This window comes from Halolamina rubra (assembly GCF_000739555.1).
Classification (GTDB): Archaea; Halobacteriota; Halobacteria; order Halobacteriales; family Haloferacaceae; genus Halolamina; species Halolamina rubra.
This window is the reverse complement of record NZ_BBJN01000037.1, coordinates 1-20,015: the sequence shown is the minus strand read 5'-3', so window position 1 is coordinate 20,015 and position 20,015 is coordinate 1. Positions and strand designations below refer to the sequence as shown.

The window sequence follows — 20,015 nt, the reverse complement described above, 5'->3', positions numbered from 1 at the left end:
CGAGAAGCGGACGGCGTCGGTTAGTTCACTTTGCGGGCGAACACGAGGTTGCCCGAGACGTTGTTGACGCGGGCGCGGACGGTCTCGCCCTCCTCGGCGCCGGAGACGAACATGGTGTAGTCGCCGCGCTTGGCGACGCCGTCGCCCTTCCGGCCGGTGTCGGTGATCTCGACCTCGTACGTCTCGCCCTCCTCGATCTCCGTGCTGGGCTGCTGGCTGCTGGAGGTGGACTGCTTGGTGACCGGGCGGAACGCCCCACAGGCCTCACACCGCAGCATCATCGTGCCGTCCTCGTTGACCAGCCGGGTGTCCGGGAGGCCACACTCCGAACAGCGGACGAACTCCTCGATGTAGCTGTCGATCGCCGCCTGGAAGTCCCGCTCGGAGAAGCTCCCGTTGTAGCGCGAGCGGCCGTCGCCGAGCTGGCCGGCGGTGCCGAGCTCGCCCTGGATCTCGCGGTGGAGGTGTTCGGGGTCCCGCGAGAGCGCGTCGGCGATCTCCTTCAGGTTGGTGAGTCGGGTGAACGCCCCGTCTTTCTGTACTTCCGGGTCGGGGACGCTGAGACGCTCGTCGCTCCCCCCGAGTTCGGGCACGTTCTCGAGTGCCCGGTCGAGTTGCTCCTCGTACTCCATACCCGTAGTAATCGGCGCAGGGGGTTTATGGCTTCCGAGGGGACGCTATCGCTCTTCTACGCGTGCGCGAACGCGGGGCGAAACGGGTAGTTATGGGGAAACTACTTAACCCATGCCTGTCAACGAGCGGGGGCATGAGCAAGATCACCTTCCGCGCCGACGACGCGCTCGTCGAGCAGCTGGACGTGCTCGACGCCTCCAAGAGCGAGGTGATGCGCGAGGCGCTGCGGGAGTTCCTGGACCGCCATCCGGAGGTGGGGACGGGACGGGAGGTGACGACGACGCCCGAGATGCGCGTCGACGACGCGACCGGGGCGCCCGAGCTCACGATCAACGTCAGCTTCGACGGCGCGGCGCCGACGGCGGTCGACGACACCGCGGACCGGAGCGGCGACGAGATGAGCGTCAACGACGAGAACGCGTGTAAACAGTGCGGAGAGCGCCTGAACGCCGAACACTCCTTCTGCCCGAACTGCGGCGAGGAGCGCGAGCGGCAGGCCCACTGTGAGTGCGGCGCCGAGATCCAGGCGGACTGGACGTTCTGCCCCGGGTGTGGCCGACGCAGCCCGGCCTCGGGCAGGTTCGACCGCGCGTAACCCCTGTCCGACGGGAGTGTCTTACATCCGGGGTGAAATCGGCGGTAGCTTTTTAATGGATAGCTACGTTGGTGGTCACGCGTAAGACGGTCGTCTTACAGCGCCGGTCGGGGCGGGGACCCCGGTCGGTTGGGACTGTAGGCGACGGCTCGCGCCGGTTCGTCTTACCGGGGGAAACCAACAATGGAGCGTGTCACACTGCGAATACCGCGACAACAGGTGGAAGAGGTCGAACAGATGGTCGAGACCGGGGAGTTCCCGAACCGGAGCGAGGCGATCCGGTCGGCCGTCCGCGAAATGATCAACGAGAGCGACGCGTCCGAGGGGACGAGTCGCGATCGCAGCTGGGCCAAGGTGTAATACATGCAGGACATCGTTCAGGACGCACTCGACAACGCGGAGGCCGAGCAGCGATCGATGCAGGACGTCGAAAGCGACGACGACGAGTTCGGGGATCCCCGGATCGTCATCGTCGGCGCCGGCGGCGCCGGGAACAACACGATCAACCGGCTGTACAACATCGGCGTCGACGGCGCCGAGACCGTGGCGATCAACACGGACAAACAGCACCTCAAGATGATCGAGGCCGACACGAAGATCCTCGTCGGCAAATCCCTCACGCAGGGGCTCGGTGCTGGCGGCGACCCCGAGATGGGCGAGCGCGCCACCGAGATGGCCCAGGGGACGATCAAGGAGGTGCTTGGCGACGCGGACCTGGTGTTCGTGACCGCCGGGATGGGCGGCGGTACCGGCACCGGCGCGGCGCCGGTCGTGTCCAACATCGCTAAAGAGCAGGGCGCAATCGTCGTCGGGATGGTGTCGACGCCGTTCAACGTCGAGCGCGCCCGCACGGTGAAGGCCGAGGAGGGGCTGGAGAAGCTCCGCGAGGAGGCCGACTCGATCATCGTCCTGGACAACAACCGACTGCTCGACTACGTGCCCAACCTCCCGATCGGGAAGGCGTTCTCGGTGATGGACCAGATCATCGCCGAGACCGTCAAGGGCATCTCCGAGACCATCACGCAGCCGTCGCTGATCAATCTGGACTACGCGGACATGTCCACGATCATGAATCAGGGCGGCGTCGCCGTGATGCTCGTCGGCGAGACCCAGGACTCCAACAAGACCGACGAGGTCGTCAACGACGCGATGAACCACCCGCTGCTGGACGTGGACTACCGCGGCGCCACCGGCGGGCTGGTCCACATCACCGGCGGCCCCGACCTCACGCTGAAGGAGGCCGAGGGGATCGCCGACAACATCACCGAGCGGCTGGAGGCCAGCGCCAACGTCATCTGGGGCGCTCGGATCCAGGAGGAGTACAAGGGTAAGGTGCGGGTCATGGCCATCATGACCGGCGTCCAGTCCGCGCAGGTGCTGGGCTCGACGACCCAGAAGCAGGCCAACGAGTCCCGGCGCGCGCTCGGGGAGGACGACCTCGAGGACGTCGACTTCGACGCCAAGAGCAACGCCCAGACCGCGACCCAGCGCGGCGGTGCGGCGCGCGACGGCGGCGGGCACGAGCCCGACGACTCGAACAGCAACGTCGACGTCATCCGCTAGCGCAACCCCGTTCTCTACGTTTTCTCGGTCGGCGAGCCGTCGCTACACTACGTCGCCGCGGACGGTCGCGCCGTCCTGTTCTTCACGGCGGTCGTTCACCGCCTCGGCGGCCGCACGCGCGTCGTCCTCGTCGGCGCCGAGCATCCCCAGCGCTTCGGGCAGCGTCGGGAACGCGAGTTCGCCCGCCCGGAGTTTCTCGATCGTCTCGGTCTCGCGTTCGCCGTCGACCCAGAGACACGCCCCGCGGGGGTCGATCACCTGCTCGTACGCGTCGCGGTCGAGCGCCCCCTGCAGGCGCTGGGTGACGTTGTCGCCGAAGGAGGCGTTGCAGACTTCGAGGTGGATCGGCTCGTCGGGACGGGTGAGGTGGGCAGCCAGACACTTCTCGGGGGCGGCGTACCCGTTCTCGCTCGCCCGCAGGCAGTCGGGGTGTTGCTCGGCCCACTCCGTCCGGACGGTGCTACCGACGCCCTGGACTCCGTACTCCCGCTCGAAGCGCTCGGCGGCCTCGTCGTCGCTCTCCAGCAGGATGTCTTTCGTGAGGTAGATTTCGAGGCGGTCGACCGGATCGAGCCCGAGTGCGGCGTCACCGTAGAGCCACACCTCCCGGACCGGCACGGGCATGGTGTCGTTATCGACGGTGTCGAGCAGGGTTTCGACGCGGGAGAGGGCGGCGGCACGCTCCATAGCGAGGGAGAACGGCGGCGCGAGCAAGAGGCTGACGCTGGCTGTCGTCTGTCGACCGCTACTCGCCGACGAGCTCCAGCACCGCGTCCACGTCGTTCGCGACCGGTTCGGGGTCGTCGCTCGCGGCGGCCGCCGCCTCGGGATCCTTCAGCAGGTGGCCGGTGGTCAGACAGACGACGCGCTCGTCGGCGTCGACGACGCCGCGGTTCCTGAGCTCCCGCAAACCGGCGATCGACGCCGCGGAGGCGGGCTCGACGCCGACCCCCTCCCGGGCGAGATCGCGCTGGGCCGCGGTGATGGCGTCGTCGTCGACGGCGACGGCGGTGCCGCCGGTCTCCCGCACGCCGGGGAGCGCCTTCGGCGCGTTGACGGGCTCGCCGATCCGGATCGCGGTCGCCCGGGTCTCGACGTCCTCCCAGCGCTCGACGCCGTCGCTGCCGGACTCGATCGCCTCGACGAACGGCGCGGCGCCGGCGGCCTGCACGCCGGTGAGCTTCGGCACGTCCTCGCGGGCCAGCGCGCCGGCCTGCACGAGTTCGCGGAAACACTTGTACAGCGCCGCGGTGTTGCCCGCGTTCCCGACCGGGAGCACGACCCGGTCCGGGAACCCGCCCTCCTCGTCGCGGAACTGCTCGAGGATCTCGAGGCCGATCGTCTTCTGGCCCTCCAGGCGGAACGGGTTGAGCGAGTTGAGCAGGTACGCCTCGCCGCGGGTCGCGAGCTCCTGCACGAGGTCGAGACAGTCGTCGAAGTTGCCGTCGACCTCGAGGATCCGGGCGTCGTGCAGCGCGGCCTGGGCGACCTTCCCCGCGGCGACCTTCCCCGCGGGCAGGAGGACGAGCGTCTCCAGGCCCGCGCGGGCGCCGTAGGCTGCGAGCGCGGCGGAGGTGTTGCCCGTCGACGCGCAGGCGAGGCGGTCGACGCCGACCGCGGCGGCGGCGCCGACGCCGACGGTCATGCCGCGGTCCTTGAAGCTCCCGGTGGGGTTCATCCCCTCGTGTTTCACGCGCAGGCGGTCGACGCCCAGGTCGGCCTCGAGGCGGGGGAGTTCGTACAGCGGCGTGTCCCCCTCCGGGAGGCTCACCCCCGAGGGGTGCTCGGGGTCCATGGGGCCGGTCCGGCCCGTCTCGAACGGCAGGGCGGCGGCGTAGCGCCAGACCCCCCGGCCGGAGAACGCGTCCCAGTCGGGGAGGTCGGCGTAGCGGACCTCGAGCAGGCCGCCGCAGTCGTCACACGAGTAGCGCACCGCCGCGAACGGCGGGTACGTCTCGCCGCAGTCGATACAGGCCAGCCAGCAGTCGGCGTCGACGCCGTCGGGGCGAACCGGCGCCGGGGCGTCGAGCGAGAGCGCGTCGGTCATCGACTGTGGCTGGGGGCGCGGGGGAGAAAAGTGGGCCGCCGTCGGGCCGCCCCGTCGCCCGCCCGCCACGTCGCGGCGGCCGGGGAGCGTGACGCCGGGAGCGCCGCCGTGCGGTACGTGCACAGGGACTACGTGGACTTATGTGTCGTCGTGCCGTTCGCTCCACCAAGATGGAGGAGAGCATCGCGGGCTTCAAACAGCGGGGCTCGTGGGGCGACATCGTCGAACACGGCGAACGCATCAGCCGCGCGCTCCGGGACGCCGGCGTCGAGAGCGAGGCGTTCGAGGCCTGGGACGAGTGGCGGCCGAAGGCCCACGAGACCCTCGGCGAGGACGTCGAGGAGAAGACCGCGGAGCAGGCGAGCATCAGCGAGGGCCCCGGCGAGCGCGAGGGGAAGGGCCCCGAGGAGGACATCAAGTCCGCGGGCGAGAAGCTGACCGAGTCCTACGAGAAAGTCGAGGAGGGCGACAACGACGGCGCCCTGCAGCGCTGGCAGGACTCGATCGACTACGCGACCCGCGCGGCGGACTCGGCGGGCCGGAAGGCGATCCGGACCGTCGAGGACACCGTCTACCGGAAGGTGATGACCCAGCTCGCGCCGTACTACTTCGACAACGAGCTCATCAGCGCCAACATCCAGCGCAGCTCGCGGGGCGGCGAGACGGAGTTCGTGTTCGAGGTGAACGTCAACGACGACGAGCTGAAAGACGAGGTCAGCGACCGGTTGGCGGAGTACGACGACGAGGTCGACCGCTGGCACGTCGACACCGAGAAGCAGGTCGAGGCCGCCGAGGCCGTCGAGGGCGCGGAGTTCTCCTCCCCCGACAACGAGGGGAGCTCCAAGTCGACGCGGAACTGAACCACTGCCCGACCGCAATCGATTTGGTCGTTCTCCCGACAGCACTCAGCCCGTGACCGACTGGATCGACCGGGGCGAGTGCGTCGCCGTCGAGACGGTACTCCGCGAGTGGGTCGAGCGTGAAGCACGGAAGGAGGGCTACCCCGACGCCGATCCGACCGACTGGGACCGCGAGCGGCTCCGCCGAGAACTGACCGACACGTACGAAGAGCCGGCGGAGCCGGCCGTCGACGATGGGCGCCACTGGCGCGCGGTCGAACTGACCGGCGACGAAGCGGGCGAACTGGGGACGTTCCCGGAACCAGCGTGGGACCACCTCTCCGGGGACGGCACCGTGGCAGGAGCGGTCGAACGGCTGGACGACCCGTCGGTCGTCGACGACTTCCCCGACGCCGCCGACAAGATTTCGTGGTTCGCCGAGCACGCCGACGAGGAGTTCGGTGCTGCGGTCGCGTGGCAGCGCAACGAGGAGTGGCCGCCCGTACTGCTCGATGGGAACCATCGGGCCTGTGGCTTCCACCACGCAGCCCGGGCGGGGGAGGAACTCAGCCTCACAGTGCATCTCGGGATCGAGTCGCTCCCCTGAGCGACGGGATGGACAGCGTTTTACGTCGAGCGAGGGAACTCACGGCCACTATGGGGAAGAAGTCGAAAGCACAGAAGAAGCGACTCGGCAAGAAGGAGCGGCAGAACTCCCGCGTGCCGGCGTGGGTGATGATGAAGACGGATATGGAAGTCACCCGCAACCCGAAGCGGCGCAACTGGCGGCGGTCTAACATCGACGAGTAATGAGCGCGAGTGACTTCGAGGAGCGGGTCGTCACCGTCCCGCTGCGAGACGCCAAGAACGCGCCCAAGCAGGAGCGGGCCGACGCCGCGATGTCGATCGTCACCGAGCACCTCGCGACCCAGTTCTCCGTCGAGGAGGAGGAGGTCCGCCTGGACCCGGCCGTCAACGAGACGGTCTGGGAGCGCGGGCGCAGCAAGCCCCCGAGTTCGATCCGGGTCCGCGCCGCCCGCTTCGACGAGGACGGCGAGACGGTCGTCGAGGCCGAGCCGGCGGAGTAACACGCTGTGTTCCGCGCGGCTTTCGCCGGCTCCTCGTACGTCGGGGTGTTCGCGCGAGCGACCGACGACTGTCTGCTGATCCGCCCCGACGCCGAGGAGGACGTGATCGAGGGGATGAGCGACGAGCTCGGCGTCGACGTCCTCCCGACCACTGTCGCCGGCTCCAACACCGTCGGCGCCCTCTCTGTCGGGAACGAGAACGGCCTGCTCGTCTCCGGGCGGGTCACCGACCGCGAGCGCGAGCGCATCGAGTCGGCGACCGAGCGGCCCGTCTACGGGCTGCCCGGGAAGATCAACGCCGCCGGCAACGTCGTGCTCGCGAACGACAGCGGCGCGTACGTCCACCCGGAGCTGACCGACGAGCAGGTCGACGCCGTCGCCGAGGCGCTGGCGGTCCCCGTCGAGCGCGGCTCGCTGGGCGACGTGGACACCGTCGGCACCGCCGCGGTGGCAACCAACGAGGGCGTGCTCTGTCAGCCCGACGCCCGCGAGGCCGAGCTGGAGGCGCTCGAGGAGCTGCTCGACGTGTACGCCGACGTGGGGACGATCAACTACGGCGCCCCGCTAGTCGGCTCGGGGCTGGTCGCCAACGACGAGGGGTACGTCGTCGGGCGCGACACCACCGGGCCGGAGCTGGGTCGCATCGAGGACACGCTGGGCTACCTAGACTGAGCCACGGCGAGCGACCGGGAGTGACCGCCGTGTCACTCCCGCAGAGCTCGATGCCGTGGCTGTGGTGAGCCCAGAGCCCGGGAGTACCCTTTCGGAAGCTACTTCCCGTTCGCCCGGCCATTTTCGGGTATGAGTCAGTTTACTGTGAGCGGTACGTTCGAGGCCCGGGACGGTCGCCAGGCCTTCGAGCGGAGCGTCGACGCGGACAACGAGTCGGTCGCCCAGGAGCACGTGCTCTCCCAGTTCGGCGCCGAGCACAACCTCAAGCGCACGCAGATCGAGATCGAGGAGGTGACCGCCGCATGATGGGCGGTGGCCAGCAGCAGCTGCAGCAGCTCTCCCAGGAGCTCGAGGAGCTCGACGTCGAGATCGAGGAGAAGGAGGCCGAGATCGAGGAGTTCCAGGCGGAGAAGCAGGGCGTCGACGACGCCATCGAGGCGATCGAGACCCTCGACACCGGCTCGACGGTGCAGGTCCCCCTCGGCGGCGGCGCCTACGTCCGCGCGGAGGTCCAGGACATCGACGAGGTCATCGTCGACCTCGGCGGCGGCTACGCGGCCGAGCAGGACAGCACCGACGCCGTCGACGCGCTCGAGTCGAAGAAGGAGTCGCTGGACGACCGCATCAGCGAGGTCCGCTCGGAGATCTCCGACCTCGAGGAGGAGAGCGCCGAGCTCGAACAGCGCGCCCAGCAGATGCAGCAGCAGATGCAGCAGCAGCAGATGCAGCAGATGCAGCAGCAGGCGGAAGACGACGAGTAAGGCCCCATGTTCGACGGACTGAAGGATAAGCTCGGCTCGTTCCGCGAGGACGTCGAGGAGGAGGTCGAGGAGAAGGAGGCCGAAGCCGCCGCCGAGGCGGAGGCGGCCGACGACGAGGAGTCCTCGACGCCCGCCGCGGCGCCCGACCACGAGTCGAGCGACGAGGAGGACGACGACGGCGGCCCGGGCCGCCTGCGCCAGGCCGCCGCCTTCGCGACCGGGCGGGTGATCATCGAGGAGGAGGATCTCGAGGAGCCGCTCTGGTCGCTGGAGATGGCGCTGCTCGAGAGCGACGTGGAGATGAGCGTCGCCGAGGAGATCCTCGACTCCGTCCGCGAGCAGTTGATCGGCGAGAGCCGCAAGCAGGTCGACACGACCGCCGAACTGGTCGAGGACGCGCTCCACGACGCGCTGGTCGACGTGATCTCCGTCGGCCAGTTCGACTTCGAGCAGCGCATCGCCGAGGCCGACAAGCCCGTGACGATCGTGTTCACGGGCGTCAACGGCGTCGGCAAGACCACCTCCATCGCCAAGATGAGCGAGTGGCTGGGCGAGCGGGGGTACAGCTCCGTCCTCGCCAACGGCGACACGTACCGCGCCGGCGCCAGCGAGCAGATCACCGAGCACGCCGAGAACGTCGGCCGGAAGGTGATCGCCCACGAGCAGGGCGGCGACCCCGCCGCGGTCATCTACGACGGCGTCGAGTACGCCGAGGCCAACGACGTGGACGTGGTGCTGGGCGACACTGCGGGTCGCCTCCACACCTCCAACGACCTGATGACGCAGCTGGAGAAGATCCACCGCGTGGTCGACCCCGAGATGACGCTGTTCGTCGACGAGGCCGTCGCCGGCCAGGACGCCGTCGAGCGCGCCAAGGAGTTCGACGACGCCGCCGAGATCGACGGCACGGTGCTGACGAAGGCCGACGCCGACTCCTCCGGCGGCGCCGCCATCTCCATCGCCCACGTGACGGGCAAACCGGTGCTGTTCCTCGGCACCGGCCAGGGGTACGGCGACCTCCAGGAGTTCGACCCCGAGGCGCTGGTCGCGGAGCTACTCGCCGACGAGGAGTAGCCCGCTTCTCCGCGTCAGTTCTCGCAGGCAGTACACGCGATCAGCTCGTCCCCCCGACGCACCAGTACCCCGTTCCCCAGCGGCGCGACGAGCGACACGTCGTCGATCCGCCAGCGCTCGCTCCCGTCCCCGAGTTCGAGCGCCCGTGTCGCGCCGTCGTTCGACGCGAGCACGGCGTCGCCGACGACGAGGGGGCGGCCGACCCCCTCGAAGTCGACCGACCAGCCGAGCTCGCCCGTCTCCGGGTCGAGTTCGTGGATCGCCGCGCCGTCGGCGACGACCAGCCCCGCCTCGGTCCCCGCGGGCGAGCTGAACGTCCGCCGGTCGGCCGGCGTCGGCGTCGACCAGCGGCGCTCCCCGGTTTCGGCGTCGAACGCCAGCAGCTCGTTCCGGGTGGGGACGAGCAGTAGCGAGCCGGCTCGGACGGGCGCACGGGTCGCCCGCGGGCCCGTGACGGACCAGTCAGTCTCCCCGTGGAGCCGGTTCAGCGCGTAGATCCCGCGGTCGCTCGAACTGGTCACCGTCACGTACGCCCGCCGGTCGTCGACGGCCGGCGAGAACGACACCGCGCCGCCCTCCTGCTGGTCGCCGAACTCGCGGCGCCAGCGCTCCCGGCCGTCGGTCACCTCGTAGGCGAACGCGCCGTCGGCGTCGCCGCCGAACAGCGTCGTCCCGGCGGCCCGCGGCGTGGCCGGCGCAGCGCCCAGCGCGTAGCGACCGGACTCCGTCCCGTTACTGAGCAGTCGCAGTTCGGCGCCGTCGTCGGTCGCGGCGACGACCGCGGTGAACCCGGCGACGACGACGGGCGGGCTGGCGATCCGCTCGGGGACCGTGACGCGGGTTCCCGTACTGCCGTCCGCGAGGTCGTACTCGGTGTACAGCCCCGTCTCGGCGATCCGGCCGAGCCCGACGATCCGCTCGCCGTCGACGACCGCACCCGCGAACGCGAGCAGGTCGGCGTCGGGCACGATCGAGGCGCGCCAGCGGTCGCCGACGCGGGCGGGGAGCGAGCCGTCGGGGATCGCGGCGGTGTTGCCGGAGTCGCCGCCCGGCTGGGGCCAGTCGGTCCCCGCGGGCTCGATCGGCGTACAGTCGCGGCTCGCACAGCCCGCCAGCCCCAGCGCCGCGCCGGCGCCGATGGTCGCGAGCAGATCGCGTCGGGAGGGCATTGGCCGGCGTTGGTGGCGGGGGCACTTGGCGGCACCGACGCGGGGCGGAGGTTTTCACCGAGGGGCCCCAACGCGTCCCCATGCCCACCGTCGTCGCGTTCGAGACCGAGGGCGGCGCCGTCGTCGCCGCCGACCGCCTCGTCGTCAGCAACGACCGCGTCAGCAGCAGAAGCGCGAACCGGATCGTCGACCTCGGCGACTGCGGCGGCGCCGCCGTCGACGACCCCGACCGGTTCCGGCGGGAGCTCGACGGGAAGCGCCGGGGGTACGAGGCCGACCACGGCGGGAACCCGGGGATCGAGCCGTTCACCCAGCTGGCGACCGAGGTCGCCAGCGAGGTCGGCACCGACGCCGCCGTCGCCGCGCGGGACGACGACGGCCGGGCGCGGGTCCGCGCGGTGTACGCCGACGGGAGCGTCATCGACGACTCGCCGGTCGCGCTCGGCACCGGCGCGGAGCTGGCGTTCGGCCGGCTTGAGGCCGGCGTTCCCGCGGATCTTGAGGAGGCGGCGTCGTTCGCACGCGACCTCATCGAGGGCGTCGGCGAGCGCGACACGCGCACGGGCGACGAGGCGGACGTGTGGACGCTCGCGAACGACTGACGCCGCAGAAACGTCTGAGAAGCAGTTCGACGCGGATCAGGCCCGACGGCGCGCGAGCATCGCGACGCTCAGCAGCGCGAGCACCGCGGCGCTGACGCCCAGCCCCGGCGCGCTCGTGCTCGTGGCGTCGTCGCCGCTGCCGCCGGCGCTGTCGCCGTCACTGCCGCCGCCGCCCTCGGTCATCGCGACCTCCTTGCTCGAGAACTCGTTGATCGCGACGAGCACGTCCGCGCTCGCCTCGGCGCTCGAGGACTGCTTCACGAGGAACTTCGAGCGGTCGCCGCCGTCGGCGGCGCTCTCGTGCTCGCTGTAGGAGGACGCCCGCGCGGCGGCCTCGCCGTCGACGGTCACCTGCATGTCCTCCGTCGAACTGATCGCTTCCTCGGAGACGGAGGTGATGACGACCTTCCCCTGCTCCTGGGAGCGTTCGACGGTCATCCGGACGGTGCCCTCGCTCCGCTCGGTCACGTTGACGGTCGTGTCCTGCCCGTACGTGACCACGTCGGTCGCGAGTTCGCCGCCGCTCTCGCTGCCCGACTCGGCCGAGTTCATCACGTACACCTCGGCCGCGGCCGTGCCGTCGGCGATGAGCTGCTCCTGCTGCTCGTCCTCGCTGGAGCGCTCGTCGGGGTAGGAGCGGAACACGAGCGTCCCGTCCTGCCCGAGGTCGGCGGAGACGTTGCCCGCCTCGTTGACGGTTACCTCGCCGTCGCCGACGACGATGAACGTCCCCTGCGTGCCGTCCTCCTTCGTGACGACGACGCGGCTCTCGCCGGACTGCTCGGCCTCGGTCGAACTGGAGAGGTTCGCGGTCACGTACTGTGACTCCTCGCCCGAGCTGACGACGAGGATCCCGTGTTCGTTGTCGTGGGCGGTCATCTCCGCGCCGCTCTCGGCGCTGACGCTCGCGCTCGTCTCGGTCGTCGACTCGACGGACAGCGCGGAGCCGGAGACGTCAGTGACCGCCGAGAGGCTCACGCCCGCCTCGACGGAGCCCTCGCTCTCCGCGCTGCTCTGTGACTGGGTCTCGACGGACTCGATCATCGTCTGTCCGTCGACCGCGTAGTCGACGACGGCACCGTTCTCCGTCTCGAACGTGACGTTCGTGCCGGAGTACGCTTCGGCGTCCTGCGCGGCGACCGAGCCGACCCCCGCCGCCGATACGACCAGCAGTACCGACGCGAGGACCGCGATCGTGGTTCGTTGCATCCACCGACGCTCCCCCGCGTCCGGAAAAGTAGTTTCTGACAAACCCGTCCAAACGTCCGGCTCGAGCCGCTCCGCGTGTCGGTGACACGACCCACGATCGGCAAAAAAGTATTCAACACCGTGCCTGGAACGAGTCGCCCAGGGTGACCGTCGTGAGGGGGACAGTGACAGCGCTCGCCGTCGCGTTGCTCGTCGCGAGCGGCGCGTGGGCGGCGCCGACGAGTGCGGCCGGCGGGTCGGCTCACGGCACCGTGACAGCGACGGCTGTCGACGGCGTCCACACAGTCACGGCGACGACGCTGAACGAAACGGTCGAGAACACGACGGAGACGATCGACGACGGGACCACGAACACCACGGAGACGGTCGACGACGAGACCACCGAGACGCTCGACGGCGGGACGACGACGAACGTCACCGACGACGGGACCACCGTGACGGTGGACGCCGGCGTCGACGGCGGAACGGCGAGCGGGAGCGTCGAGGCTGGGGCCGACGACGAGCCGACCGTCGACGCCACCCTGAACGGCTCCGTGGCAGCCACGTCCGGGAACGCGGAACTCGCGGTGGACGACTCCGGCGGCACCGCCTCGGCGACCGTCGACGGGGGCGACACGCTCGCCGTCACCGCCGACGCGACCGCGGACGGGGAGACGCGGCTACTGCGCGCGACGACCGCGAGCGACGCCACGGCCGCGGGGACGTCGACGCCGAGCGGGACGACCGAGGGGAACGCCAGCGCCGGAGTCGGGGGCGACAGTGACGGCCCCGACTCGGGGAGCGGGAGCGACGTGCCGACCGCGGCCGCCGGCGCGGCGCTCGCCGGGCTCGGCGCCGCCGCGGTCACGCTGCTCGCCCGTCGCTCGGCGACGCTGCTCGCGCTCGTCCCGGACGCAGCGGCGACGGCCTCGCGGCTCCCGTCGCCGCTCGCACGGCTCTGGCGCACGGGCCGGGGGTGGCTCCCGCGCCTGCTGGCGGCGGTCGGCTACAGCCGGTACGACGACTCCGACCCGCTGACCCACGAGACGCGGGCGGAGCTGTACGACCTCATCGACGCCTCGCCCGGAACTTACCTCTCGGAGCTGAGCGACCGCGCCGACGTGCCCACGTCGACGGTCCGGCACCACCTCGACGTGCTCGTCCGCGAGGGCGTCGTGACGACCGCGAACGTCCGCGGGAAGCGGCGCTACTTCTCGCTGGACGCCGACGAGGCGCTCGCGGCGGCGCTGTCCGACGACGCGTCGGCCGCGGTCATCGACTGCCTCGCGGAGACGGGGCCGGCGTCGGTCTCGGCGATCGCGGAGGAGCTCGAGCGGGACGTGAGCACGGTCAGCCACCACCTCGACCGACTGGCGGAGGACGGGCTCGTCGAGCGCGAGCGGGAGGGTCGCTCGGTGTACAGCGAGCTGACGCCCGAGGTGGCGAACGCGCTCGGGGGCGACGGCTCCGGGCGACAGCCCAAGCGGGCGTAGGGCCGCGAACGGGGACGGCGTGATACCGATGCAGGTCGACTCTCACTGGGCGCCAGACCCGTCGACGTGATTACCTGTACAGGGTGCGGTACTTGACGAGCTCGGCGCTGATCTCCCGGCTCTCCAGGAGCGCGAATCCCGCGACGATGATGCCGAAGCCGACGAGAGTCAGGGGCTGGATGCGCTCGCCCAGCAGTACCCAGCCGATTGCCAGGGCGACGATGGGGGTGAGATACGTCGTCAAGTTCGCCTTCAACGGCCCCACCTCGCCCATCAGCACGAGGTACGTCACGAGCCCGAACACCCCGATGAAGACGCTGAGGTAAACCACCATCGCCAGTGCCAGCGGCGTCGGTTGGATGCTCGCGATCGATTCGCCCACGGCCATCGCTAACACGACGTGGACGGTCCCCCCGAGCAACATCGCCCAGCCGGTGAGCGCCGGAATCGGCATGGACGGCTGGCTCCGTCTGATGAGGACAGCCCCGAGTTCGACGACGACCAAGGCGCCGAAGAAGAGTAGTTTCCCGACGAGTTCCGGGTCGAGAAGGCCCGCCGGGTCCGGACGGATGACGACGGCGATGCCGACGAAGCCCACCAGAACACCGGCGTAGTCGCGGCCGGCGAGCCGCTCCGCCGGGAGCAGCGGCCACGCGAGCACCGCGGTGATGATGGGGGCGAGACTGAAGATGATCGCAGCGACGCCGGCGGTGATGAACTGCTGGGCGACGAAGCCCAGCCCCGTTCCGCCGACCAGAAACAGCCCCCCGGCGAGTACCGCCGTCACGTCGCCTCGAGAACGGGGGTACCAGTACGCCGTCGTCGCGCCGACGTAGATCAACAGCAGCACGGCGGCCAGGTAGCTCCGACTCGCTGCGAACAGCAGTGGCGGGATGAACGAGAGGCCGGTCTTCACTGCCGGGAACCCCGACCCGAACAGCAGCGTGACCAGGAGGAACAACCCGATCGTCCGGTTGCGAGACACTGTTGGAGTGGTTTTTGTCGAGGGCGCACAAAACAAGCCAGTGCCTTCGCTCCGGTAGCCGGCTCATACCGATCGATCGAGACGAAAGAGAGTTAGCTCGCTGACTGTTCGGTACTGTATGAACGACGACACGCGCCTGAGCCGCCGCGACGCGCTCAAAGCGGGGACGGCGGTCGGTCTCGGCGCCGCGCTCGCGGGCTGTACGCTGCCCGGGAACGGCGACGGCGCCGACGGTCCGCTGCTCACCGAGAGCTTCGAGGAGGGGCTCGACGGCTGGGAGACCGCGGCCCACATCGGCCCGGAGGCGGAGCTGTCCGACTTCGAGTGGGCGATCGAGCGCTCAGAAACCCAGGCCGCCGACGGCGACTGGAGCCTCGAGGTGTTCACCGAGGGCGACCACGACGACGGCACCGCGTGGGCGACGACCGAGCTCTCGCCGGGCGACGCCGACTCGTTCCAGGTGACGTTCCAGGCCTGGAGCCAGTCGGAGTCGTTCAACACCCTCAGGAACGTCGTCGCCTCCCTCGGCCCCGAGGCGCCGGAGGGCGAGAATGACTTCCCGGACCCGGGCCAGAACTCCACGAACGTCGACGGCGCGCCGTACGGCGGGCTGCGCGAGCCGCTGCATCTCGCGGAGGGCTGGCGGGAGTACCGGTTCACGTGGGAGCCCGCGTCGGTGCCGGAGACGCTGTTTCTCTCCCTCGGCGTGACCGTGGTCTGGGAGGCCGACGCGACCCACTACCTCGATTCGGTGCGGGTCGAGCCGCTGTAGCCCGCTGGGACGGACAAGCGTTTATGGGTCGACCGTCAAGAGAGAGGTAAGATGGTACTCGACAACCTCGGGAGCTCCCTGCGGGGCACGATGGACAAGCTCCGCGGGAAGTCCCGCCTGGACGAGGACGACGTCCAGGAGATCGTCAAGGAGATCCAGCGCTCGCTGCTCCAGGCCGACGTCGAGGTCGACCTGGTGATGGATCTCTCCTCGAACATCGAGGAGCGCGCGCTCAACGAGGAGCCGCCCGGGGGCACCTCCGCGCGGGACCACATCCTCAAGATCGTCTACGAGGAGATGGTCGAGGTCGTCGGCGACTCCACGGAGATCCCGCTCGAGCCCCAGACGATCATGCTCGCCGGGCTCCAGGGCTCCGGGAAGACCACCACCGCCGCCAAGATCGCCTGGTGGTTCTCGAAGAAGGGGCTGCGCCCCGCGGTCATCCAGACCGACACGTTCCGGCCGGGCTCCTACCAGCAGGCAAAGCAGATGGCCGAGAACGCCGAGGTGCAGTTCTACGGCGACCCGGACGCCGAGGACCCCGTGAAGATCGCCCGCGACGGGCTCGAAGCCACGTCGGACGCCGACGTGCACATCGTCGACACCGCGGGTCGACACGCGCTGGAGACCGAGCTCATCGACGAGATCGAGGAGATCGAGAGCGAGGTGAACCCCGACCGCAACCTGCTAGTGCTCGACGCCGCGATCGGGCAGGGCGCCAAGGAGCAGGCCCGGGAGTTCGACGACGCGATCGGCATCGACGGCGTCACGATCACGAAGCTCGACGGGACCGCCAAGGGTGGGGGCGCCCTGACCGCGGTCAACGAGACCGACTCCTCCATCGCCTTCCTCGGCACCGGCGAGACGGTCCAGGACATCGAGCGCTTCGAGCCCGACGGGTTCATCTCCCGGCTGCTCGGGATGGGCGACCTCAAGCAGCTCTCCGAGCGCGTCGAGCGCGCGATGGCCGAGACCGGCGACGAGGAGGACGACTGGGAGCCCGAGGACATGCTGCAGGGGAACTTCACCCTGAAGGACATGCAGCGGCAGATGGACGCGATGAACAAGATGGGGCCGCTCGACCAGGTGATGGACATGATCCCCGGGATGGGCGGCGGGATGATGGACCAGCTCCCCGACGACGCGATGGACGTCACCCAGGACCGGATGCGGAACTTCGAGGTCATCATGGACTCGATGACCGACGACGAGCTGGAGAACCCCCGCGGCATCGGCGCCCAGCAGGTCCAGCGCATCGCCCGCGGCTCGGGCACCGACGAGGAGACGGTCCAGGAGCTGCTCGAGCAGCACAAGATGATGGACCAGACGCTCAGCCAGTTCCAGGGGATGGGCGACGGCGACATGCAGCGGATGATGAAGAAGATGCAGGGCGGCGACGGCGGCGGCGGGATGGGCGGCATGGGCCCGTTCTGAGCCCGGGCGTCGACGCCCCGACCGCGTTCGCCGCATCCGCGCGCTTTTTCCCCGCGGCCGGGGTATCGCGGCCCGAATGGAGCTTCGCCGCCTCGAACGCTACGACGCGCTGATCCTCACGTCGCTGCTGTGGTTCATGGCGAAGTTCGTCCGCTACCTGTTCCCGCCGCTGTTCGAGCCGTTCCAGGCCGCCTTCGGCGTCTCCAACACCGCGACCGGACTCGCGTTCTCCGCGCTGATGACGGTGTACGCGCTGATGCAGTTCCCTTCCGGCGTCGTCGCCGACCGACAGGGGCCGGTCCGGGTGATCGCCGGCGGCGCCGTCGTCGCCGGCCTCGGCTCGCTCGCGCTCGTCGTGCCGGTGCCGCTCCCGGATCTCTCGCTCCCGGCCGGCCCCGTGGCGTCGGTGCCCGGCGAGTTCCTCGCGATCGTCGGCGGGATGCTGCTGATCGGCGTCGGCACCGGCGCGCACAAGACCGTCGCCGTGCGCCTGCTCGCGGCGGTCCACGAGGAGCGGCCGGGGCGCGCGCTGGGCGTGCTCGACACCGTCGCCGCGTTCGGCGGCGTCGCCGCGCCGCTGGCGGTGACGTACGCGCTGCCGGACTGGCGCGGCCTCTTCCTCGCGAGCGCGCTGCTCGTCGCCGCGCTGACCGTGCTGTTCGTCCGCCGGACGCCCCGGCATCTCGACGGCGACGGGTCGCGGGCGACCGAGGGTGACGGCGACACCGACGGCTCGCTGGCGGGCTACCTGCGGCTGATGACGGCCCCGCGGGTCGGGCTGTTCGTCGGCGTCACCGTCGCGTTCGCGTTCGCGTACAACGGCGTGGTAGCGTTCCTCCCGCTGTACCTGACCGAGGCCGCCGAGCTGGAGCAGGGCGTCGCCAACACGCTGTACTCCGGGCTGTTCGTCGTCTCGCTGATCCAGCTGGGGACCGGGGAGCTCACCGACCGCGTCGGGCGGCTGCCGATGCTGTTCGTCACCGTCGGCGCCGCCGTCGCCGGCGCGGCGCTGCTGCTCTCGGTGCAGGGCGTCGTCGCCGTCGCCGTCGCCGTCGTCGTGTTCGGGCTGGGCGCCCACGGGTTCCGGCCGGTCCGGAGCGCGTTCCTGATGTCGCTGCTGCCCGACGACGCCGCCGGCGGGGGGCTGGGCGTCGTGCGGACGGTGCTGATGACCGCCGGCGCCGTCGCGCCGGGCGTGACCGGCTTCCTGATCGACACCCGGGGGTACGACGCCGCGTTCGCGACGCTCGGGGGCGGGATGGTGGTCGCGCTCGCGCTGCTCGGCGTCATCGCGGTGCTGGGCGGGAGCGAGTAGGTCGTCGCCCGGTCGTTCACCCGCGGCGACGACGTGGAGTTACGGGGGTGTGGATCCCGCTCGATACCGACAGCCGCCGTGCGGTGGCCGCCTCGCTCACGCCCTCGTCGCCGGCAACAGCGATTCGGTGCCGAGCAGTAGCAGCACCGCGGCGAGCACGATCGTGCCCTCGGCGGGCGTCGAGAGCAGCCCCAGCGCGACGATGAGCGTCGTCGCACACGCCGGGGCGTGCTCGTACCCCGTCGCCAGCATCCCGCCGGTCGTCAGCGCGACCGAGACGATCGCGCTGGCGCCGAGCCGGAGCATCGCGGGGGAGAGCGGCGGGAGCGGTTCGATCACGACCAGCCCGGGCGAGATCAGGTGGGTCGCGAGCAGCCCCGCGACGACGCCGACGGCGTGGCCGCCGAGCACGTTCCGCGGCCGGCTGGCTCGCGCCTCCGGCGCCGTCGCCAGCAGGTACGCCGAGGGGCCGAGGCTCGGGAAGAGAAACGGGCTCCCGGTGAGCACGGCGGCGACGCCGGTCGCCGCGAGCAGCGCGCCGGCGCGGGCGCCGACTTCGACCGAGCCGTCCATCGACTCAGCGGTCGTCGGGGTCGATCGGGCGCCCCTCCTCCGTCGGCGGGGCGACGTGGTCGACGAACGACTCCACGTCGGGCTCGCGCACGTCGACGCGGACCCGGATGTCGCCGAGCTCGTCCTCGGAGCCGACCGCGAAGTTGACCACGCCCTCGAAGGCGGGCTGTTTCTTCAGCGCGAACGCGAACCCCTCCTCGTCCATCCCGTCGAAGAACTCCCGGCGGGCGGTGTCGAGGATCTCCTGTTCGTGGAGCACGTCGGAGAACGCGTCGAGCGAGTGGCTCTCGGCGACGAAGCGGTCGGGCTCGCGCCGGAACTCCGCGTCGGGGAACAGGTTGGTGACGGCGTCCTCGACGCGCTCGGGCACTTCCGTCGCCTGCACCGGCGCCTCGATCGTCACGTCGATGCTGTAGATCATTCGTTCTCACCCTCCACCGCGGCGGCGCCGGCGTCGAGCACGGCACGGACCTGCTCGCGGAACCGTTCGAGCGAGTCGTCGTTCTCGATCGTGAGGTCGGCGGCGTCCATCACCTCGCCCATCCCGAAGCCGAGTTCGCGCTCCTCGCGCTCCCGGAGCTTCTCGCGGTCGAGGTCCGTGGCCTCCCGGCCGCGGTCGCCCAGCCGCTTCGCGCGGAGCTCGAAGGGGGCCTCGATCGACAGCAGCAGGAAGTCGTCGCCGAAGGCGTCGACGAAGCGCTCGACCTCCGCCATCGAGCGCAGGCCGTCGACGAGCACGACGGGGTCGCCGTCCTGCTCCTCGGCGGCCTCTCGGACCATCGGGATGCAGCGGTCGGCGATCGCGGTCTCGCCCTCCTCCTCGCGGAGCTTGCCCGCGATCTCGCCGTGGTGTTCGCTCGGGTCGAGCCCGCGCCGGCGGGTCTCCGCCCGGATCACGTCGCCCATCGTCACGACGGGGATCTCCTCCTCCCGGGCGACGGCGGCGGCCTCGCCCTTGCCGCTGCCCGGCAGCCCGACGGTGCCGATGATTCGCATCGGCTCGGGGTTCTCGGCTGGCGGGGTTAAGGGCTACGGGACGAACCCGACGGTTTTTGCGCTCGGAGCCAGACTGTCCGGTGAGGGCGCGTAGCTCAGCTGGACAGAGCGTCGGACTTCTAACCCCGGTGGTCCCCAGGGGGGAGCCATCCGGTGGTCGTGGGTTCGAATCCCACCGCGCCCGTGAGACCGCTGAGCGACAGCGAAGCGTGTCGA

The 20,015-nt window shown here is 70.5% G+C and carries 25 protein-coding genes and 1 tRNA gene; 17 read left to right on the top strand and 9 right to left on the bottom strand.

The features are described from left to right. Window positions 1-20: 20 nt before the first annotated feature. Window positions 21-632, bottom strand: coding sequence for a translation initiation factor IF-2 subunit beta (locus ACP95_RS10635; protein WP_049981186.1), 612 nt, complete (start codon window positions 630-632; stop codon window positions 21-23). A gap of 134 nt (window positions 633-766) precedes the next feature. Between ACP95_RS10635 and ACP95_RS10630 the strand changes: the two genes are divergently transcribed. The 3 genes from ACP95_RS10630 to ftsZ all read left to right on the top strand — a co-directional run bounded on the left by ACP95_RS10630 (window position 767) and on the right by ftsZ (window position 2,791). Continuing rightward, window positions 767-1,228, top strand: a complete 462-nt coding sequence (locus ACP95_RS10630; protein ID WP_049981185.1) for a double zinc ribbon domain-containing protein — start codon at window positions 767-769, stop codon at window positions 1,226-1,228. A 183-nt stretch (window positions 1,229-1,411) separates the two neighbouring features. After that, the gene (locus ACP95_RS10625) at window positions 1,412-1,588 is read left to right on the top strand and encodes a ribbon-helix-helix domain-containing protein (RefSeq protein ID WP_049981184.1); all 177 of its coding nucleotides are present in this window, start codon (window positions 1,412-1,414) and stop codon (window positions 1,586-1,588) included. Window positions 1,589-1,591: 3 nt separating this feature from the next. After that, entirely contained in the window at window positions 1,592-2,791 is a 1,200-nt protein-coding gene (gene ftsZ, locus ACP95_RS10620; RefSeq protein WP_049981183.1) for a cell division protein FtsZ, read from the top strand. Between the two features lie 42 nt (window positions 2,792-2,833). Here the strand turns inward: ftsZ and ACP95_RS10615 are convergent, their stop codons facing one another. Beyond that, the gene (locus ACP95_RS10615) at window positions 2,834-3,478 is read right to left on the bottom strand and encodes a DUF7095 family protein (protein WP_049981182.1); all 645 of its coding nucleotides are present in this window, start codon (window positions 3,476-3,478) and stop codon (window positions 2,834-2,836) included. A gap of 58 nt (window positions 3,479-3,536) precedes the next feature. Continuing rightward, window positions 3,537-4,838 carry a threonine synthase gene (thrC, locus tag ACP95_RS10610; protein WP_049981181.1) on the bottom strand — a complete coding sequence of 434 codons (1,302 nt, stop codon included), beginning with the start codon at window positions 4,836-4,838 and terminating at the stop codon, window positions 3,537-3,539. A gap of 170 nt (window positions 4,839-5,008) precedes the next feature. Between thrC and ACP95_RS10605 the strand changes: the two genes are divergently transcribed. From ACP95_RS10605 to ftsY, 8 genes are all read left to right on the top strand, one after another. Further along, window positions 5,009-5,698 carry a DUF5828 family protein gene (locus tag ACP95_RS10605; RefSeq protein ID WP_049981180.1) on the top strand — a complete coding sequence of 230 codons (690 nt, stop codon included), beginning with the start codon at window positions 5,009-5,011 and terminating at the stop codon, window positions 5,696-5,698. Between the two features lie 52 nt (window positions 5,699-5,750). Continuing rightward, the gene (locus ACP95_RS10600; RefSeq protein WP_049981179.1) at window positions 5,751-6,284 is read left to right on the top strand and encodes a hypothetical protein; all 534 of its coding nucleotides are present in this window, start codon (window positions 5,751-5,753) and stop codon (window positions 6,282-6,284) included. Window positions 6,285-6,334: 50 nt separating this feature from the next. Beyond that, window positions 6,335-6,487: a 50S ribosomal protein L39e gene (locus tag ACP95_RS10595; protein WP_049981178.1), complete on the top strand. Its 153-nt coding sequence runs from the start codon at window positions 6,335-6,337 to the stop codon at window positions 6,485-6,487. After that, window positions 6,487-6,765, top strand: coding sequence for a 50S ribosomal protein L31e (locus ACP95_RS10590; protein WP_049981177.1), 279 nt, complete (start codon window positions 6,487-6,489; stop codon window positions 6,763-6,765). Before ACP95_RS10595 ends, ACP95_RS10590 begins: the two co-directional genes overlap by 1 nt. A gap of 6 nt (window positions 6,766-6,771) precedes the next feature. Continuing rightward, a complete protein-coding gene (locus ACP95_RS10585) occupies window positions 6,772-7,437 on the top strand; it encodes a translation initiation factor IF-6 (RefSeq protein WP_049981176.1) in 666 nt (221 codons plus the stop codon). Between the two features lie 129 nt (window positions 7,438-7,566). After that, window positions 7,567-7,743, top strand: a complete 177-nt coding sequence (gene rpl18a, locus ACP95_RS10580) for a 50S ribosomal protein L18Ae (RefSeq protein ID WP_049981175.1) — start codon at window positions 7,567-7,569, stop codon at window positions 7,741-7,743. Further along, window positions 7,743-8,198: a prefoldin subunit alpha gene (gene pfdA / locus ACP95_RS10575; RefSeq protein ID WP_082224661.1), complete on the top strand. Its 456-nt coding sequence runs from the start codon at window positions 7,743-7,745 to the stop codon at window positions 8,196-8,198. The genes rpl18a and pfdA overlap by 1 nt, the downstream gene beginning before the upstream one ends. Window positions 8,199-8,204: 6 nt before the next feature. Further along, window positions 8,205-9,272: a signal recognition particle-docking protein FtsY gene (gene ftsY, locus ACP95_RS10570; protein WP_049981173.1), complete on the top strand. Its 1,068-nt coding sequence runs from the start codon at window positions 8,205-8,207 to the stop codon at window positions 9,270-9,272. Window positions 9,273-9,286: 14 nt separating this feature from the next. On the opposite strand, the gene ACP95_RS10565 is transcribed toward ftsY, so the two are convergent. Next, the gene (locus ACP95_RS10565) at window positions 9,287-10,441 is read right to left on the bottom strand and encodes a PQQ-binding-like beta-propeller repeat protein (RefSeq protein WP_049981172.1); all 1,155 of its coding nucleotides are present in this window, start codon (window positions 10,439-10,441) and stop codon (window positions 9,287-9,289) included. An 80-nt stretch (window positions 10,442-10,521) separates the two neighbouring features. On the opposite strand from ACP95_RS10565, the gene ACP95_RS10560 reads away from it, so the two are divergent. Beyond that, window positions 10,522-11,043 carry a hypothetical protein gene (locus ACP95_RS10560; RefSeq protein WP_049981171.1) on the top strand — a complete coding sequence of 174 codons (522 nt, stop codon included), beginning with the start codon at window positions 10,522-10,524 and terminating at the stop codon, window positions 11,041-11,043. Window positions 11,044-11,079: 36 nt separating this feature from the next. Here ACP95_RS10560 and ACP95_RS10555 read toward each other — a convergent pair whose 3' ends face one another. Continuing rightward, a complete protein-coding gene (locus ACP95_RS10555; protein ID WP_049981170.1) occupies window positions 11,080-12,252 on the bottom strand; it encodes a PGF-CTERM sorting domain-containing protein in 1,173 nt (390 codons plus the stop codon). Window positions 12,253-12,416: 164 nt separating this feature from the next. On the opposite strand from ACP95_RS10555, the gene ACP95_RS10550 reads away from it, so the two are divergent. After that, window positions 12,417-13,724 (top strand): metalloregulator ArsR/SmtB family transcription factor, encoded by a 1,308-nt coding sequence (locus ACP95_RS10550; protein ID WP_154018525.1) that lies wholly within the window; start codon window positions 12,417-12,419, stop codon window positions 13,722-13,724. A 70-nt stretch (window positions 13,725-13,794) separates the two neighbouring features. On the opposite strand, the gene ACP95_RS10545 is transcribed toward ACP95_RS10550, so the two are convergent. Further along, window positions 13,795-14,709 (bottom strand): DMT family transporter, encoded by a 915-nt coding sequence (locus ACP95_RS10545; RefSeq protein WP_049981168.1) that lies wholly within the window; start codon window positions 14,707-14,709, stop codon window positions 13,795-13,797. Window positions 14,710-14,827: 118 nt separating this feature from the next. Here ACP95_RS10545 and ACP95_RS10540 point away from each other — a divergent pair, with 118 nt between their 5' ends. The 3 genes from ACP95_RS10540 (at window position 14,828) to ACP95_RS10530 (ending at window position 18,230) form a co-directional block, all read left to right on the top strand. Beyond that, window positions 14,828-15,481, top strand: a complete 654-nt coding sequence (locus ACP95_RS10540; RefSeq protein ID WP_082224660.1) for a twin-arginine translocation signal domain-containing protein — start codon at window positions 14,828-14,830, stop codon at window positions 15,479-15,481. A 51-nt stretch (window positions 15,482-15,532) separates the two neighbouring features. After that, complete coding sequence (locus ACP95_RS10535) at window positions 15,533-16,915, top strand: signal recognition particle protein Srp54 (protein ID WP_049981167.1); 1,383 nt, start codon at window positions 15,533-15,535, stop codon at window positions 16,913-16,915. A gap of 76 nt (window positions 16,916-16,991) precedes the next feature. Then, window positions 16,992-18,230, top strand: a complete 1,239-nt coding sequence (locus tag ACP95_RS10530; protein ID WP_049981166.1) for an MFS transporter — start codon at window positions 16,992-16,994, stop codon at window positions 18,228-18,230. 96 nt (window positions 18,231-18,326) lie between these two features. Here the strand turns inward: ACP95_RS10530 and ACP95_RS10525 are convergent, their stop codons facing one another. Genes ACP95_RS10525 through ACP95_RS10515 form a run of 3 tightly spaced genes read right to left on the bottom strand, consistent with a single transcriptional unit; the run spans window position 18,327 to window position 19,799 of the window. Next, window positions 18,327-18,803: an HPP family protein gene (locus ACP95_RS10525; RefSeq protein ID WP_049981165.1), complete on the bottom strand. Its 477-nt coding sequence runs from the start codon at window positions 18,801-18,803 to the stop codon at window positions 18,327-18,329. A gap of 4 nt (window positions 18,804-18,807) precedes the next feature. After that, window positions 18,808-19,224 (bottom strand): RNA-binding domain-containing protein, encoded by a 417-nt coding sequence (locus tag ACP95_RS10520; RefSeq protein WP_049981164.1) that lies wholly within the window; start codon window positions 19,222-19,224, stop codon window positions 18,808-18,810. After that, window positions 19,221-19,799, bottom strand: coding sequence for an AAA family ATPase (locus ACP95_RS10515; RefSeq protein WP_049981163.1), 579 nt, complete (start codon window positions 19,797-19,799; stop codon window positions 19,221-19,223). Before ACP95_RS10515 ends, ACP95_RS10520 begins: the two co-directional genes overlap by 4 nt. Before the next feature lie 84 nt (window positions 19,800-19,883). Between ACP95_RS10515 and ACP95_RS10510 the strand changes: the two genes are divergently transcribed. Beyond that, window positions 19,884-19,983 (top strand) — tRNA-Arg (locus ACP95_RS10510). Window positions 19,984-20,015: the final 32 nt, after the last annotated feature.